Source organism: Bacillus sp. FSL K6-1003 (assembly GCF_037964945.1).
Taxonomy (GTDB): Bacteria; Bacillota; Bacilli; order Bacillales; family Bacillaceae; genus Bacillus; species Bacillus mojavensis.
Genome location: NZ_CP150176.1, coordinates 3,837,222 through 3,854,881, shown reverse-complemented (window position 1 = coordinate 3,854,881; position 17,660 = coordinate 3,837,222). Strand labels below are relative to the sequence as shown.

Genomic DNA, 17,660 nt, shown 5'->3' with positions numbered 1-17,660 from the left:
GGAAAGGCGCTTTTTCCTTTTGCATAAGATGACGTTTCCAGATTATAAATGTGTTATCACCTATATTGACGATAAGAAATGAGGAAGGACAGAATGCGAGAGAGAAAAGATTAGGGGAAATAAGACCTATTCTTATAGTCCTGTTATGTTGAATGTCACTACTTTTTATAGAGAGTTGATAGGTTTATAGCGATTTAGTCCCTCTGCATTTCTGTTTAACACAAACCTTTTTACCTGTTTATCCAATATGATCCATCATGTAATATGAAAATAGTCTGTATTGTCAAAGATTAACACAGTTTGATAGAAACATGAGGTGTTGCGGCATGCATAGTGAAATGTTGTTACATTCGGTCAAAGCCGACTTACATGAAAAACAGGAACAGATCCATCAGTTAAAACGAGTGCTGCACGAAATCAGGCAAATCAAACACGAATTTTCCGAGGCCCAGCATCTCATTCATCGGCCTCATCTTAACGGGAATGCATGGAGAGGAACACATGCTGAGCGGTTTGAAGATATTCGTGAAGGAATGAACAAAGCATATCGTCAAATCAAAAGCGAACAAGTCAACGGAATCATCGAAAGTATAGATGAAAAAATTCACTCTCTAGAGGGTGACGTCTATTCCATGAGACGCCAAATCATGAGAATAGAGCATGAAATAGAGAAGGAAAAACATAAAAAGTGAGGTGAGCGCAAATGGCACAGGAAATCAAAATGGTCTATGGAACCGTCAAACAGGGACTTTCTCAGCTTAAGAACTCAGCTGAACTCAAGTCCTCCTTGCCCGGCCATATCTCAGGACGAAACCATTTGAATGTTGTAAAGTCCATCGAGCAATTAAATGAGGACATCAAAGAGCTCACTGAAGCATATGCGTCCGTTCTGGCCAAGCATATCGCACAAACGGAAAGTGCGGTAAACGCCATGAAGGAAACGGACGAAAACATATCATCTTCCATGAAATAAAGCGCGGGAGGACAAGGGATTGAAAACATTAGATGTCCACGCTCTTCACGAGGGCATTCAGCATACCATTGAGAAACTGGACAAGCAAAAACAGCAGCTGGAGAAGCTGGAAAAAAGCGTTGAGCACCTGGCAGGCATGAAGGATGCGTTAAAAGGAAAAGGCGGAGATGCCATCCGGATCTTTTACGAAGAGTGCCACAAGCCTTTTCTCCTTTTCTTTGGCATGTTTATCGATGAATACAAAAAAGTGCTGAAACAAACGCAGCATGGGATTTCCTCTGTAGAATCTGACTCCCACGGCATGATTGCAGAGGCTTTTCTCTCACACGATGCAAGACATGGGATCAAGCATGCACGAGAAGTGACAGAGCAGCTCACAGACGCAGTCAATCGTCAGACGTCGGCCATTGATCACATCGTCAACCTGCCGACAGTCAATGACTCCTTTTTTCGGTTGGAAACAGAGCAGGCTGAGCGGCTGATTACAGACACCCTGCATAAGCTCTTTCAATTTGACGGCCAGCAAACCAACGCATTAGAAACGGCAAAATCAGATTTTCAAACGATGAAAAAATATATCAATCAGCTAGAAACCATGTACACCGGTCCTAAAATTGAAATCACAGGGTACAAAAGCGGTTCCATCTTGAAATCACAGGAAGAAGAAAAGATCAACCAAACATTTGGCGCCATCAATCCGCAAATGAAACAGCCGGATGATTCACCGATGGAGATGATGCTGAAGAAACTGGAGAAACATAAGCAATCAAACGTTGATTCTGTGATGATGGATGACAAACAACAAAAGGTCGAGCGTGAGATTTATGGTGATGACAGTAACTTGACGGTACTGCAGAAAGAAGCAGCAGCCCACCCGAAAGTCTATGGAGACATACGGGTGATAAATGATAAACTATATAATCATAAAGGATTAAAAAAGATAGATACGATAGAAGTGATTGACGAACTAACTCGCGATACCGCAAGCATCGACTACGTCGGCGGCAAATATTTTGTATATGAAAACGGCCAAATTGTGAGAGAATTCTACGCTGGAGGGAAAAAGCGGCTAGAAGAGGTTTCTTACATTCCAGAAGATAAAGTAGGCGGAGCTAAGCCACTTGATTCGTTTCTTGCCGGAACGCAGTACGAATTTATTGAGTGGGTAAGTCCTCAGGGTGCTGTTAAAAAAATGGCGGTCCGAGGCGGGAAGCGTGTTGTTACAGATGTGGCTAAACATGTTGCGGAGAAGGAAAGTAAGGGTGTTAATAAGGTTGTTTCTAAAAATACGATTAAAAATATTTCTCATCCGGTACTTGATAATACACGCTCAGGGAGTGCTTTAAAGAAACCTGATGGTCAACATGGATTTAATGATATTATTGATAATTATACTCCGCAGGCTAAAGAATTTGAGATAGTTGGTGGTGACAATGTCAAAAGGAAATTATATCAAATTGAGGGTGGAATGAAGTACTACGATTATAAAGATGTATATAATAAAGGCCTAAGAATTAATGAGAGAATAACAACTATTAAGGATCAAAATGGAGTATTTGAATGGATTGTTGATCCGACTAAAGGAGTTACACATAGAAGATTTATTCCTAATGGGCAAATAACTGGTTCTCCAAATCAAAGACCATAAAGTTAAGGTGATGTAAATGAGTGTCTATGTAGACGTTTTAAAACAATATAAAATAAAGTATGATTGGAAAACACTTTATGTTGGGCTAAAACTTGATCTAATAAATTATGGTGATGTCACTAATTATGCGGTAGATTTTTTAACAAGGCATCCGGAAACTAATGATCAAAATATTATTCAGCTAGCTTGGGGAGATCAAGATTTTGATTACGAGAGTTTACTCTTAAGTATATTAAAAGAGTCAAATATTGATGGCTTGAATCTAGATGCCGATGCTCTGCAAGTTGAAAAAAGAAAATGGAGATTTGGTATGCTTGTTTTTTTGAAAAAAAAGCATCAAAAAGATTCTGAGGAGTTATTAAATCAGATTGCAGAAGTATATGCAGATTTTAATTATCCAGAAGATATGGATAGTTTTATTAATTATTTACCTTCTAAAGATAACCTTCAATCAAAATACTCAAAAGAAGAGAATATAGCTAGGTTAATTAACTTGTTTAATGAATTCTTGAACAAAGAACACAAATATCTACAAAATTGAGATACTTGGCTTTAAATTTGTTACCTATATTATCAAAAAAAGAGGATGGGTAAAAGAAAAGTGCAGTCAATTGGATCTGCATAGTGAAAGCTGGTTTTAAAATGGGAAAAACATTGGCTACATATGTTTTATTATTAGAATATAAAGATGATGAAACAGTAGCATACAAATCAGTCTACGAAAATATTATGGGAAAAACTAAATTAAATAACTAGAATGTTCTGAGCTAGAAGAAAATCCTGATAAAGATCTCTCGTCAACATTTTATTCTGATCGAACTGCAAAAAGATTAACAGTTTGTTTAGTAAGAGAATGCGGTGTATATAAAGAAAACAGCCTCTGGTCTTGATAAATAATAAAACCTTGATTGGCATTGCTTATCAAGGTTTTTATATATTGACCATAGTCGAAGAAATCAGACTTTTTTTAAAGGTGATTATAGAGAGTGAAGAAGATAAATGAGAAACTTTTATTAAGAAAAATAAATCAATCACTATTAATCATCCAGATTGTTTTCCCCCTAGCAGGAATATTTCTAACTATCATGACAATCTGGTTAGCAAATGTCAATCAAGTTAACGATATAGAGTTATATGTGATTGCTGGTTTTTCATATGGTGTATTTTTCTTTTTGTTCCCTTTTGGTATTTGTATTTTCAGGAAAAGAATACTTATAAAAAAATTAAATGATGTAGACGATATAAATTAATTTTCTAAATACGCAGGAAGAACTAATGATTTTCTATTTTTATCAATCAAGTAAGTACATTTGGAAAAGAGGAATCGAATGGGTTATGATTCTTTAATTGAAACTTTAATAAAATATGAAAATAATGACTTGATATTAGAATGGGCAAGTGGGTTAAGGATTATTGGAGAACTAGATACTGTTTTTGAAACAGACAATGGATTGGATGAAGATGATAATAATTATACAGAATATAATGCAGCCGCATTTAAAGTAAATAAAATATTATCCAAACCGATTCAGAATGAAGGCAACGTATATAATTGGTTGAGACAAGAAAAAAGTTCATTGGTAGAAATCTCTATCTATGATGATCCGCCAAGTACAGTTTTATTAACTGATGGTCAAGAAGTGTGGAAAAGCGATAATTAAAAAATTTTAAATTGGGACCTTGAAATTGGTTAAACCCTTTCAAGGTTCTTTTAGGTTGGAAACATACCACCTATATCTACCAGATTGAGGGATAGATCAACTTGGCATAGAGCAATTTACATACATTTTTTTGAAGGATATATATAACAATTCATCTGATGATATTATGTTTAGCGATATTGAAAACATTTTTTCTATTTTTAATAAACCTGAACATATGCACAATTTTTTTAGAAATGTATCGGATGCATTTTATTATACTTCTGATTCGAAATATACAGTAAAAGAACTACTGAAAGAATTTTTTGGAACTGAGAGGAAAATAGTTGGGGAATACTCATTATATTGCTTGTATTAACTCACACTATCTACCGGTGAATAAGAAATAACGGAGATAGTATATGCTCAAATATAAATATGCAATTGAATATAAAGATGATTATGATGAAGTCATTTTGGATTTCGAAGAAGAGAAAATACTTAAAAATGGTTACCTTATTAGTAATTCGTTAGGATCTGATATATTTAGTGATTTTGACAGCATAAAGGAGAAATTGAACAATTAATAAAAGTATTGTCTGGGGAATTACCAATATTCGAAAGTGGTGGGAATTTAAATTTAATTAGTTCTGATAAACATAAAACTATGGTTGAAGATATTTTCGCAGACGAAGGAGAAGATAGTATATGCACAATAGAGACAGTGGAATATACCAAGATCATTTTAATTTGGGCAAAAGAAAATATTAAGTACAAAAATAAACGAGGTATTTTAACAACAGAGGAAGCTGATGAAAGAATAGAATGAATAAAAGAAAAGTGCAGTGAATTAGATTTTATTAAAATGAGGAAAAAACATTGGCTTTATACATTTTATTACTAAAAGAATATGAAGATGATGAAAGTGTGGTTTACAAATTCGGGCCTATCGAAAATACTATGGGCAAAATGAAATTAAATAAAATAACTAGGAAGTTTTCAGAGTTAGAAGAAATTCCTGATAAAGATCTCCCATCAACATTTTATTTCGATCGAGCTGCACAAAGATTAGCTGTTTGTTTAGTAAGAGAAGGCGGTGTATTTCCAGAAAAAACAACTTTTGAGTCTTAGTCTAAGATAAAACCTTATTGGCAAAACGCCTTTCAAGGTTTTAATGTATAAAAACAATCTCTATCTCATTCAATATTATAAAAAAATCAAAGAGGTTCTCCTATGATATATAAAGCGCTTGTTAAAGGAATTGATCCACATATCGAAGAGGAAGTGATCCTCGAAATAGAAGGGGTTGAATTTACAGGTTTTTCTTCTGTCTATCCTTATGAAATTGAAGTAGGGAAAAAATATCCTGTATTAGTTGGTTTTACAATTTTGGATGAGTTAGTTATTCGTGAAAATAAAGAAGAAACGAAGGATTTAGAACGAATTGGTTTAGGATATCAATATTATATTAGGGGAGTTTTACAAGAGGATTCAATTGATGCAGGAATCGTTCTTACTGATGAAGATGAGTATTTTTCTGAATATCCTTATTTGATTGGGGAACATGTTGAGATAAAGGTTGACAGGATAAGCGTAGAATTTTTAAGAGATTCTGTTTAAATATAAAAAGTGAAGAAGATAGATGAGAAATTTTTATTGAGAAAAATAAATGAATCATTATTAATCATTCAGATTGTTTTCCTCCTAGCAGGAATAGTTCTAACTATCATGACAATCTGGTTAGCAAATGCCAATCAAGTTAACGATATAGAGTTATATTTGATTTCTGGTTTTTCATTTGGCATATTTTCCTTTGTACTCCCTTTAGGTATTTATATATTCAGGAAAAGAATACTGAAAAAAAATTAAATGATATTGCGGATATAAATAGAGTTGCTAAAGGGTGAACGTAAAGTATAAGAGTATGATTGAAGAAAGCCATTCAAGAAAGTTGTTTTGGGAAAGAAACTATAATTAGAAGGTAATTTGAAATCATGTTAAAAACATTGGAATGTAGAGATAAAAAGCCTATGAAAATAGAATTTGATGTCTATACACCAATTAATATAGAATTTGGAAATTGGGATATATCAGAAGATAAAACGGTATACTGGAGAACCGGAGATTTTAAAAAATCATTAATCGAAATAGGATTTGCACAAAAAACAGGAGAAATTCGTTCTATTACATTAACTCTGTGTGAAAATGTTTATAAATCTAAAGAATGGAATATTGAAAACATTGAACCAATAAAAGGGGTTCCTGTTCTTAGCGTAGACCGACAACAGAATGAAACGTATATCGATGGAAAAGGAATATTAAACGTATATATAACAGATAAGACAGTTTATATTCAATTTTCAGCTCATGAGATAGAATCTCTTATAGAAAATAATCACGTATTATTTTGTTTGGATTGTGATGACAATATTTGTGGTGTCATTATAAACGATGTAGGAGATAATGAAATCAACATATTAGAACAGGCATTAAAATAATAATAAAGAAAAACCTTGAAGGGGGAACCTTTCAAGGTTTTTGCAATTATCATCTTTTTCTAGCAACAACAAATAAAAAGTAAAGGGGCTGTTTAAAATGTTCACTACTTACAATGAATATGACTTATTAGAACTGTTTGAAAGTGAGCCAATAAGCGTGTCGAGTGATCCCCTTGCAGAAGTATTCATGTATTCTATCCAAGATATGAAAGGCTTTAAACTGATTCTGACAATGGATGTATATGCTTTGGAGTGCAATCTAAGTCTCGCCTTCAATGAGTTGCTTGTTTTTGAATCTAATTTTATAAATGTTACTCAATTAAAGAGGTGTAATTCTGAACTATTTATATATATTCATAACGAACCAAAGGTAAAGGTTATATTTAAAAAGCAGCTTGGAATTATTTTTATTCAATGATATATAGGAAATGCAAGAATGCTTCATGTGGGGAGAGAAGCCGTCGTTACGACTTCTTGTCTGATGGGAATTGTCTATGTGCCTGAACATTTTATTGATGAATTCAGGAATTAGGTTAAAAAAGAAGGCATGAAAATCCTTGAGAAGGCAAAAGTAGAAGTAGCCAAAAACGACGTTCAAGCCGTGATCATTTACACGCAGGGAGAGCAGCACAGGAAATTTTAGATACCGCAAAAGAGAAAGGTGTCTGCCTGATCGTAGTCGGCAGCCGGGACATCAGCGGCCTGAAAGAGATGATGCTTGGTAGTGTCAGCCACAAAGTGTCTCAATTATCGCCTTGTCCTGTATTAATTGTTCGATAGATGAAATGTACATGTTACCCAAAAGAGGCGCTCCCTTAATCAGTAAGGGGACGCCTCTATCTTGTTTGGCTTCAAATATTAATACGCATATGTTTGAATGACCAATATACTTTTATATCTTTATTTCTCTGTTGATTTATTGGCCGGCGCAAACCAACCGAATAAAGCAATGGCCACTAATACGCCATAGAAGATTAGTGTCCAGGTGGTGCTGTGTGGAAAGTGATGATCTAGGATTCCAATGTCTTCATGGGCAAGGGTAATGACCACCAGTTTGACGCCGACCCAGGCCACAATGGCATATGCGGTTGTTTCCAGTGCAGGGCGTTGATTAAGAAGCTTTACAAACCAAGTTGCTGCAAACTTAATTAGGATAAGGCCTGCAATCCCACCTAGGACAACAATAATAAATTGTCCTCCATCCATGCCGCCGAAATCATCAAGTGGTGAATCAGGAAGCCCGAGAGCTAAAGCAACCGCAGCCAGAATCGAATCAATGGCAAAAGCGAGGTCCGCTAAAGCAATTTTTCCGACTGTGGGCCAGAAACCTTTCCCGGCAGCCTCCTCTTTGTCCTCCTCATGAATATTCTTACTTTTTTTCCCGAAACGGGCCTTAATCACATGCTTTAAGCCCAGGTAAAGAAGATACGCTGCTCCTATCGCCTGAATCTGCCAGACGTTTGCGATAAACGAAATGGCAAAAAGCGCCGCAAATCGGAAGGCAAATGCCATTATGATTCCATAATTTATCGCTTTCTTTTTCTGATCATTGGGTAAATGCTTGGCGATAACTGCCAGTACAAGAGCATTGTCAGCCGATAGCAGTCCTTCTAATCCGATTAAAATGAACAATGTCCAGACATATTCAAGCCAGATAGACTCCATCCACATCTTTCCTTTCTAAATTGTAAAGTATGCCGTAAAAGTTTCAATATCAACAGTATTTCCCTTCTCATTTATAGTTAACTCTAAAGAGTAGTTCGGTATTTAATGGATTTTTCTTTCTTACTAGAAAAAATAACCTGGAACAAGAAAGGAATCCGGGGCTTTTTTGAAACAGATACAGATGTAAAATAGTCATTTGATCATTTCATCGTGCACCTGAAGCTTGAACCATAATGATCTCTCTCCTTAAAAAACAGGTGAGTTTTTTGGTAAATGTCTGTATGATAAACATATGGAAAATAGAGGATGGATGGCGATCCTACATGATATTACAAACTATAATATGCAAGCTTATGTAAAATTATCAAAGTGAGTAAAAGCAGAAAATGGCAAAAAAAGAATGACTAATTACTGGGGCAAATAGAGAAACGGCAATCAGCTTTTCGGCGGTCACATAATCTTTAGCGGACAGCTTTCGGGTCGATGGAGTAGATATTCAAACGGATGAAATGTCAGAATTTATAGTAAACAGGAAGAGGCAGACTTGTCTGAAGTCCAGCAGGCGGGATCTTTGATGCCAAAGCTTGAAGAAAAGCCAATTACATCCGGATATCTTATTCAACGCAGCAGGAATAAGGGAAATCACCCTGTTCTAGAATGATCAGCCGCATCATTCAAATAGTGATATACATGATAGCAAGGCTGTGATCTGAGGGGGGAAAACAAGGTGTATGATTAACATCGCTCTGTGTCCACTTGATGGCAGAGCCTGCGCGGGCTATTTATATGTCCTCCAAGCATGCGGTCATCGGACTGCCAAAGCAGCTCGCTATGTTCAAAGGGAATCGGGAATAGCATTTCAACGGGTGTGATCCAAACAGAATTAACGGAAGAATCGTTTCAAGGACGATGAAATGGTTCAGTTATTATAGATAATCATGCCCCTCATACGCGAGGGCAGTCAAGTAAAATATCGTTTCTCTATGAAGTTAATGCTTCTAATGCGGTTACAGCTCAAACTTAGCCATAGACGGCTGGACGGCGGGCAAGAAACTATAATAAAGGGTACATTTCCATATACATAACTGGAGGTAGAATACGTTTGATGCAGCAAAATCTTTTATTATTACCAAAACAAAAATCAACAGCCGTGCTGAAAATGGTCATCTCCATGGTGATTTTCGGTTCCATTGGTTTTTTTTCAGAGCATACCAATCTGCCGTCATTTGAATTGGTATTTGTCCGCTGTCTGTGCGCGACGTTATTTTTAAGCGTCTGCTGGCTGGCGTCCGGTCAGCATAAAACTGAAAAATGGAGCAAGCGGGAAGTCCTGCAAACATTAGCATGCGGTTTCTTTCTGGTATTCAATTGGGTCTTCTTATTTAAGTCTTTTGAAGAAACCTCCATTACGATCGCTATTTCCGTTTATCACCTTGCACCGGTGCTTGTTCTTCTCCTGGGGAGCATCATCTATAGAGAAAAATTGAATGTCATCTCCGTCAGTTCCATTATGATCTGTTTTCTTGGCACGGCGCTGATTTCCGGCATTAACGGCAATACTTCATTCAGCCAGCTGATGGGATCGGGGATCATTTGGGCAGTTCTCGCCGCGCTGTTTTACGCATTCACAACGTTATTAGGAAAGGGCATTCACAATCTGAGCCCCTATACGACAACCTTTTTGCAGACCGGATTAGGTGTCATCATCCTCCTTCCGTTTATTCATTTTGGCGCTTTTGCTGACCTGTCTCAGGGGAACTGGATCATGGTCGTCTCCACTGGTATTATTCATACAGGTATTGTGTATTTGCTGTTTTTTGACAGCTTGCGATTTTTATCAACGAAATTTATTTCGATCATTGTCTTTCTCGACCCCGCTGTCGCGATCGTACTGGATACCGTGTTTACGGGATTCCGCCCGGATCTTTTTCAGACACTCGGCATTGCAATGATCTTTGCGGGTATGGCTTTGACGCTTGTCAGGAGGCAGGGAAGGCGGATGCAGCTGCTGAAGAAAAGGATTTAGAACAATTTCAATCATGATAGAAAAAAGTGTAAAGGCCTTAAATGGGCCTTTTTTTGGTTTTTTGGGTCTTTTTGCTCTGTTTAAATCTTAAAATAAGATAAATTTTCTAGAAAAATATTGTAATAATATTTCAGTGACGTTAACATTGTTGAGTAAATATTACTTTTATTACAAAAGGAGAGAGAAAATGAAAAAAAGAAAGAGGCGGAACGTTAAGAGATTCATTGCCGTATGTTTAGTGTTGGCGCTAATGATTTCATTATTGCCAGTAGATGTACTTGCAAAAACTTCAGAAGAAGAGTCCGGAAATCGTGTCGCAACTGCTGATCCGGAAGAAACCCTTCAGAATGATCAAACAGAGAAAGCTGTACCATTTAATGAGAAGGATATAAACAAAGAGGGAGAAATCACCTCAGAAAGAACGGAAAACACAAAGCTTTATTATGAAGGGGACGGTGTTTATAAACAGGAAGTATACCTTGATCCTATTCATACAAAGGAAACATCGAATGCAGACTGGGAGGAGATTTCTCCTGAATTAAAAGAAACGACAAGCAAACAAGTCGAAACTGAAAATGCTGTTTTGAATTCAGATTTTCAAAAGCAAATGAAGAACGGACTTTATGCGACTTTTGAGCACAATGATCACAAGCTTACATATTCACTTGTAGCAGCAAAAGGTCCAAATAAAACTTCACTTACTCCGAAAGATACTCCAGCAGATTATAAGACTGATGGTAATGAGATTGTTTATCCGGATGTTTTTCCGAACATTGATCTTCAGACTTTCACATTCAACGAAAACATAAAAGAAGATTTAGTCCTTCATCAGTATGATGGATACAACACATTTTCATTTCAGGTCAAAACCGATTTGCAGGCAAAAGAACAAGAGGACGGATCAATAGATTTTTCTGATGAAAAAGGAAAAGTTGTTTTTTCTGTGCCTAAACCTTTTATGACTGATTCAAAACTGGATGAGCTTTCCGGTGAGGTGGGACGATCAGAAAAAGTCAGCTATAAGCTGGAAAAGAATGATGAAGGGTATTTGCTTCATCTCACGGCAGACGAGAACTGGCTGAAAGACCCTGAACGCGTGTATCCAGTGTCTATCGACCCGTCAACGTCCTTATCTGTTTCATCAGATACGTTTGTCATGAGTGCCTACCCAACGACCAACTATTCGGCAGCTTCACAGAAATGGGATGCTAATCTGAAGGCCTATGTACTGAAAACGGGTTATTACGACAAAACAACAGGCACAAACTATGCGTTCATGAAATTTAACAATTTAAAACCGATTCAAAATATGACTGTCAGCAAAGCGACATTAAAAACATACGTCGCCCATTCCTATTACGGAACAAAGGCAACTGGTCTTTGGCTGGATACGGTCAACAGCAATTATGATCATGCAAAAGTAACTTGGAACACAAAACCCGCGTCTAAAAATATCGGAAAAGCTGACGTTCATAAAGGACAGTGGGCGAGTTACGATGTGACTGCGGCTGTAAAGGCATGGAACTCCGGCGGGGCCAACTATGGATTCAAGCTTCATGCAAACGGAAACGGTAAGGAATACTGGAAAAAACTAATTTCCTCAGCGAACTCAAACAATAAGCCTTATATTGAAGTGACATACACCATCCCGAAGGCGAGCACACCTGCTGTTAAAGCATACAATAACGGGAACGGCACTGGTTTTTTCAATATCAGCTGGAAAAAGGCCGATGGTGCAAAAGGCTATAAGGTATGGATTTATAATGGGAAAGAATATCAAGCGATCTCAGTCGGCAACACGACATCCTGGAGCACAAAAGGGAAAAACATTTGGCCGACAAGTGCAGAAATTTCATCCGGTAAGTACAAGCTTCACCTTGATGGCAAAGGCGGTACTGAATTAGCGCTAGATCCATCTCCGGTGTATAAGAACTCCGGCGGAAGCTATGCCACAAGCAAAAACTATTGGATTGGCGTCAGTGCAATCTTTGATCAGGGAGAAGGAGCGATGTCCGCACCGGCAAAGCCTGTTATCCCTAATGTAGGAAAAGCACAAGCACCGTCAACAAAGGGCTTTAATAATGGGAATGCCACAGGATACTTCGATCTTTCTTGGAAAGCTGTATCCGGTGCAACAGGCTATAAAGTCCAAGTGTTCAATGGGAAAGGCTTTGAGACACTTGATCTCGGAAATCAGACGTCTTGGACCACCAAGGGGAAAAAGATCTGGCCGACAAGTGCAGAAATGAAAGCGGGAAAATATGCTCTTCACCTAAAGGATGGAAACGGAGCAGAGCTGCCGATCAATCCCGGACCAACCTATAAAAACGCCGGTGGGGATGCAGCCAAAAAAAATTACTCATTTAAAATAATCGCCTATAACAAAGACGGCGAAGCCATTGCATCACCGGCTGCCAACCCGACACTTCCTGATATCGCTAAACCAAAGAACTTATCCGGTTATGTGTATACAAACACAAAATCAAGCCAAACCGGTTATGTGAATTTGATATGGGAAAAGGTTCAAAATGCGAAAGGCTATAAAATTAATATCTTTAACGGAAAAGAATATCAGTCCTATGATGTTGGGGACGTGGATCATTGGACAACCCAAAATAAAAACATTTGGCCGACTTCTGAGGAAATAAAAGCCGGAAGCTACAAGCTGCATACAGACGGAAAAGGCCGTGAATTGGCACTTGACCCGTCACCTGTCTATAACAATGCAAATGGAAATTACAAAGGGAAGAAGAATTATTCCTTCACTCTTTCCGCCTATGATGCGAATGGTGAAACGATTCCGACAGCACCCTTTAACCCAACGTTCCATGAAGGCGCAGAATTCCTTGGAACAGAAGAATACTGGTCTATCATTGATATCCCAAGTGGCCAGTTAAACGGTGCGACAGGAAATGTCATTGTGAATGAAGAGGATATGTCAATTGACGGGCGCGGACCGGGACTGGGCTTATCGAGAACCTACAACAGTCTTGACAGCTCTGATCATTTATTTGGACAAGGCTGGTATGCTGATGCAGAAACATCTGTCATCCCGACGAACGGCGGGGCAATGTATATTGATGAAGACGCTACTACTCATCGCTTTACTAAAAAAGCCGATGGGACGTATCAGCCGCCGACCGGTGTCTATCTTGAATTAACAGAAACAACTGATCAGTTCATATTAAAAACAAAGGATCAAACAAACGCCTATTTCAATAAAAAAGGCGGCAAGCTTCAAAAGATAGTGGATGGCCACAACAATGCAACCGTCTACACTTATAATGACAAGAATCAACTGACAGCCATTACAGATGCATCAGGCCGCAAGCTCACACTCACATATGATGAAAATGGCCATGTGACTTCCATCATCGGGCCTAAGAATAAGAAAGTCACCTACTCATATGAAAATGATTTGCTGAAGAAAGTCACGGATACAGATGGGACTGTCACAAGCTATGACTATGATGGTGAAGGACGCCTTATCAAACAATATTCAGCCAACAGTACCGAAGCAAAGCCTGTCTTTACCGAATATCAGTATAGCGGGCACCGTCTCGATAAAGCGATTAACGCTAAGAGAGAAACATATGTCTATCGCTATGATGCTGATAAAAAGACGCTTCTCATGACACAGCCGAATGGTCGGAAAGTACAGTACGGCTATAATGAAGCAGGAAATCCGATTCAGGTCATTGATGATGCGGAAGGGTTAAAAATTACAACGAATACAAAGTATGAAGGCAACAATGTCGTAGAAGATGTAGATCCAAACGACGTCGGAACAGGAAAAGCAACGGAAAGCTATCAATATGACAAAGATGGCAACGTTACGTCTGTTAAAGACGCATATGGAACTGAGACATACGAATACAACAAAAACAACGATGTCACAAAGATGAAGGATACCGAGGGCAATGTCACGGATATTGCCTATGACGGACTAGATGCTGTATCCGAAACCGATCAGAGCGGAAAATCGTCTTCAGCAGCCGTTTATGATAAATACGGAAATCAGATTCAATCCAGCAAAGAGTTATCAGCCTCAACCAATATCCTGAAAGATGGAAGCTTTGAAGCGCAAAAATCCGGCTGGAATTTGACTGCATCTAAAGACAGCGGCAAAATCTCAGTGATCGCCGATAAAAGCGGAGTTCTTTCTGGATCAAAGGCATTGGAAGTCTTGAGCCAATCAACGTCTGCCGGAACAGATCACGGGTATTCGTCAGCGACTCAAACAGTTGAGCTGGAGCCGAATACAACCTATACATTAAGCGGGAAAATCAAAACAGATCTAGCGAAATCAAGAGCCTACTTTAACATTGATTTGCGAGACAAAGATCAAAAACGAATTCAATGGATTCACAATGAATACAGTGCATTAGCCGGAAAAAATGACTGGACAAAACGGCAAATCACTTTTACGACTCCTGCGAATGCAGGAAAAGCTGTTGTGTATATGGAAGTCGATCATAAAGATAAAGATGGCAAAGGAAAAGCATGGTTTGATGAAGTTCAGCTGGAAAAAGGCGAAGTATCGTCAAGCTATAACCCAGTTCAAAACAGCAGTTTCACATCAGCAACGGAAAACTGGAGCGCAAGCGGGGCATCCGTTGATTCTGAAGAAGGCTTTAATGATGACGTATCATTAAAAGCTGCCCGGACCAGTGCGTCCCAAGCCGGATCAGTAACAAAACAAACCGTTGTCTTAGGGCAAAGTACAAACGACAAACCAGTTTATCTCACACTGACAGGAATGTCGAAAGCCAGCAGCGTCAAGTTCACAGATGAAAAAGACTATTCTCTGCAGGCGAATGTCACTTACGCGGACGGAAGCACAGGCGTATACAACGCGAAATTCCCTTCTGGAACACAGGAATGGAACCGCGCAGCTGTTGTTATACCAAAAACAAAGCCGATTAATAAAGTCGATATCAGCATACTGTTCCAAAAGAGTGCGACAGGAACAGCGTGGTTTGATGATATCCGTCTGATTGAAGGAAGCCTTTTAACAAAAAGCACGTATGACAGCAATGGAAACTACGTGACCAAGGAAGAGGACGAACTAGGATACGCTACTTCAACTGATTACGATGAAACGGGTAAGAAAACGGCTGAAACGGATGCAAAAGGTGAAAAAACAACCTATACGTATGATCAGGCAGACCAGTTGACAAACATGACGCTCTCCAACGGCACGTCTATCCTTCACAGCTATGATAAGGAAGGCAATGAGGTAAGCAAAACCATTCGGGCGGGAGCAGATCAAACCTATCAATACGAATATGATGTCATGGGCAAGCTTGTGAAAACAACTGACCCTCTGGGCAATGTGCTAGCAAGTGAATATGATGCCAACAGCAACCTGACCAAAACCATTTCACCGAATGGCAACGAAGTGTCTCTTTCTTATGATGGAACAGACCGGGTGAAATCAAAATCGTATAACGGTACAGAAAAATACAATTTCACATATGACAAAAATGGAAATGAAACATCGGTCGTCAATAAAGAGCAGAACACCACAAAGAAACGGACATTTGACAACAAAAACCGTTTAACCGAATTGACTGACCGCGGCGGCAGCCAAACTTGGACATATCCTAGTGACTCCGATAAGCTGAAAACCTTCTCATGGAGCCATGGGGACCAAAAAGGAACGAATCAATTTACGTATAACAAACTGGATCAAATGGTTGAGATGAAAGACAGTACATCTTCCTATTCATTTGATTATGATGAAAATGGCAACGTCCAAACCTTTATTACGGGCAACGGCGGCGGAACAAGTTTTTCATATGACGAAAGAAACCTTGTAAGCTCGCTTCATATCGGCGACAAAAATGGCGGAAGCATTCTGACAGAAAGCTATGAATATGATGCCAACGGCAACCGCACAACGATAAACAGCTCAGCAAGCGGCAAGGTGAAATATGAGTATGGAAAGCTGAATCAGCTTGTCAAAGAAACCCACGAAGACGGTACTGTCATTGAATACACATATGACGGATTCGGGAACCGAAAAACTGTTACAACTGTAAAAGACGGTTCAAGCAAAACGGTGAATGCTTCCTTCAACATCATGAACCAGCTGACAAAAGTCAATGATGAAAGCATCTCTTACGATAAAAACGGCAACCGCACATCCGACGGCAAATTCACATATACGTGGGATGCAGAGGATAACCTGACTGCCGTTACAAAAAAAGGCGAAGACAAGCCGTTCGCAACATACAAATATGATGAAAAAGGAAACAGAATCCAAAAAACCGTCAACGAAAACGTCACGAACTACTTCTACGACGGAGACAGCCTGAACGTCTTGTATGAAACGGACGCGGACAACAAAGTCACAAAATCATACACATACGGTGACAGCGGCCAGCTATTATCCTACACAGAAAATGGCAAGAAATATTTTTATCACTACAACGCACACGGTGATGTCATTGCCATCTCAGACAGCACGGGAAAAACCGTTGCCAAGTATCAATATGACGCATGGGGAAATCCAACAAAAACCGAAGCAAGTGATGAAGTAAAAGACAACCGCTACCGCTACGCAGGCTACCAATACGACGAAGAAACCGGCCTGTACTATCTCATGGCCCGCTACTACGAGCCAAGAAACGGCGTGTTCCTCTCACTTGACCCAGACCCGGGCAGTGACGGTGATTCATTGGATCAGAATGGGTATGCTTATGGAAATAATAACCCGGTGATGAATGTTGATCCGGATGGGCATTGGGTTTGGATGGTAGCAGGTGCTTTAATTGGAGGAGTCTCTTCTTACAAAGCTGCCAAGGCAAAGGGAGCAAGAGGTTGGAGGTTAGTTGGATCTGTAGCCTTAGGTGCTGCTGGCGGAGCAATCGGAGGAAACTATCTACGAGTAGGACGTACTCTATATAAAGCTGGAAAATTATCTAAAACGTATTGGAATGCTAGAAAAGTTGCAAAGGCAAACAAAGGCGTAATTAAAAGGGCTAAAACTAAAAAAGGTTGGGTAGTTACTACTAAAAAACATACAGTAAGATTAATGGGAAGGAATTCAGGACAAAGGAAAAGACCTTATTATCGAATGAGTCATCATAAAAAAGGGGCCATGAACGCAAAGGGACACTATTCAAATAATCAAGCTGAGACTCATATTAAACTAAGGTGGCATTCATATAGAAATATCAATAAAAGATTACGTAAGGGGAGATAA

The 17,660-nt window shown here is 38.8% G+C and carries 12 protein-coding genes and 4 pseudogenes; 15 read left to right on the top strand and 1 reads right to left on the bottom strand.

The features are described from left to right. Positions 1 to 326 precede the first annotated feature (326 nt). The 12 genes and pseudogenes from NSU16_RS19645 to NSU16_RS19590 all read left to right on the top strand — a co-directional run. A complete protein-coding gene (locus tag NSU16_RS19645; protein ID WP_339191772.1) occupies positions 327 to 692 on the top strand; it encodes a DUF5082 family protein in 366 nt (121 codons plus the stop codon). Between the two features lie 11 nt (positions 693 to 703). Then, the gene (locus NSU16_RS19640; RefSeq protein ID WP_010332483.1) at positions 704 to 973 is read left to right on the top strand and encodes a YwqI/YxiC family protein; all 270 of its coding nucleotides are present in this window, start codon (positions 704 to 706) and stop codon (positions 971 to 973) included. Between the two features lie 19 nt (positions 974 to 992). After that, positions 993 to 1,760 (top strand): annotated as a pseudogene (locus NSU16_RS19635) (T7SS effector LXG polymorphic toxin); the annotation flags it as partial. 877 nt (positions 1,761 to 2,637) lie between these two features. Beyond that, positions 2,638 to 3,162, top strand: coding sequence for a DUF2247 family protein (locus NSU16_RS19630; RefSeq protein ID WP_339191771.1), 525 nt, complete (start codon positions 2,638 to 2,640; stop codon positions 3,160 to 3,162). Positions 3,163 to 3,607: 445 nt separating this feature from the next. Further along, positions 3,608 to 3,871, top strand: coding sequence for a hypothetical protein (locus NSU16_RS19625; RefSeq protein ID WP_010332478.1), 264 nt, complete (start codon positions 3,608 to 3,610; stop codon positions 3,869 to 3,871). Positions 3,872 to 3,949: 78 nt separating this feature from the next. After that, complete coding sequence (locus tag NSU16_RS19620) at positions 3,950 to 4,282, top strand: hypothetical protein (RefSeq protein ID WP_010332477.1); 333 nt, start codon at positions 3,950 to 3,952, stop codon at positions 4,280 to 4,282. Positions 4,283 to 4,856: 574 nt separating this feature from the next. Continuing rightward, positions 4,857 to 5,090 carry a hypothetical protein gene (locus tag NSU16_RS19615; RefSeq protein ID WP_339191770.1) on the top strand — a complete coding sequence of 78 codons (234 nt, stop codon included), beginning with the start codon at positions 4,857 to 4,859 and terminating at the stop codon, positions 5,088 to 5,090. Positions 5,091 to 5,140: 50 nt separating this feature from the next. Further along, entirely contained in the window at positions 5,141 to 5,392 is a 252-nt protein-coding gene (locus NSU16_RS19610) for a hypothetical protein (RefSeq protein WP_010332475.1), read from the top strand. A gap of 102 nt (positions 5,393 to 5,494) precedes the next feature. Then, positions 5,495 to 5,881 (top strand): hypothetical protein, encoded by a 387-nt coding sequence (locus NSU16_RS19605; RefSeq protein ID WP_010332474.1) that lies wholly within the window; start codon positions 5,495 to 5,497, stop codon positions 5,879 to 5,881. A gap of 374 nt (positions 5,882 to 6,255) precedes the next feature. Then, positions 6,256 to 6,759 (top strand): hypothetical protein, encoded by a 504-nt coding sequence (locus NSU16_RS19600; RefSeq protein WP_339191769.1) that lies wholly within the window; start codon positions 6,256 to 6,258, stop codon positions 6,757 to 6,759. Positions 6,760 to 6,856: 97 nt separating this feature from the next. Next, positions 6,857 to 7,177 carry a hypothetical protein gene (locus NSU16_RS19595; protein ID WP_339191768.1) on the top strand — a complete coding sequence of 107 codons (321 nt, stop codon included), beginning with the start codon at positions 6,857 to 6,859 and terminating at the stop codon, positions 7,175 to 7,177. A gap of 18 nt (positions 7,178 to 7,195) precedes the next feature. Further along, positions 7,196 to 7,539, top strand: a pseudogene (locus NSU16_RS19590) (universal stress protein); the annotation flags it as partial. A gap of 120 nt (positions 7,540 to 7,659) precedes the next feature. On the opposite strand, the gene NSU16_RS19585 reads toward NSU16_RS19590, so the two are convergent. After that, positions 7,660 to 8,424 (bottom strand): TerC family protein, encoded by a 765-nt coding sequence (locus NSU16_RS19585; protein ID WP_326232277.1) that lies wholly within the window; start codon positions 8,422 to 8,424, stop codon positions 7,660 to 7,662. 407 nt (positions 8,425 to 8,831) lie between these two features. Here NSU16_RS19585 and NSU16_RS19580 point away from each other — a divergent pair. The 3 genes and pseudogenes from NSU16_RS19580 (at position 8,832) to NSU16_RS19570 (ending at position 17,660) form a co-directional block, all read left to right on the top strand. Then, positions 8,832 to 9,483 (top strand): annotated as a pseudogene (locus tag NSU16_RS19580) (SDR family oxidoreductase). 46 nt (positions 9,484 to 9,529) lie between these two features. After that, positions 9,530 to 10,467 (top strand): annotated as a pseudogene (locus NSU16_RS19575) (DMT family transporter). Positions 10,468 to 10,637: 170 nt separating this feature from the next. Next, on the top strand, positions 10,638 to 17,660 hold the full coding sequence (locus tag NSU16_RS19570; RefSeq protein ID WP_339191767.1) for a DNRLRE domain-containing protein: 7,023 nt from the start codon (positions 10,638 to 10,640) through the stop codon (positions 17,658 to 17,660).

Coding starts and splice junctions, on each gene's coding strand:
- NSU16_RS19645 (WP_339191772.1), top strand. CDS start 327: ATGCATAGTGAAATGTTGTTACATTCGGTCAAAGCCGACTTACATGAA.
- NSU16_RS19640 (WP_010332483.1), top strand. CDS start 704: ATGGCACAGGAAATCAAAATGGTCTATGGAACCGTCAAACAGGGACTT.
- NSU16_RS19630 (WP_339191771.1), top strand. CDS start 2,638: ATGAGTGTCTATGTAGACGTTTTAAAACAATATAAAATAAAGTATGAT.
- NSU16_RS19620 (WP_010332477.1), top strand. CDS start 3,950: ATGGGTTATGATTCTTTAATTGAAACTTTAATAAAATATGAAAATAAT.
- NSU16_RS19605 (WP_010332474.1), top strand. CDS start 5,495: ATGATATATAAAGCGCTTGTTAAAGGAATTGATCCACATATCGAAGAG.
- NSU16_RS19600 (WP_339191769.1), top strand. CDS start 6,256: ATGTTAAAAACATTGGAATGTAGAGATAAAAAGCCTATGAAAATAGAA.
- NSU16_RS19595 (WP_339191768.1), top strand. CDS start 6,857: ATGTTCACTACTTACAATGAATATGACTTATTAGAACTGTTTGAAAGT.
- NSU16_RS19585 (WP_326232277.1), bottom strand. CDS start 8,424: ATGGAGTCTATCTGGCTTGAATATGTCTGGACATTGTTCATTTTAATC.
- NSU16_RS19570 (WP_339191767.1), top strand. CDS start 10,638: ATGAAAAAAAGAAAGAGGCGGAACGTTAAGAGATTCATTGCCGTATGT.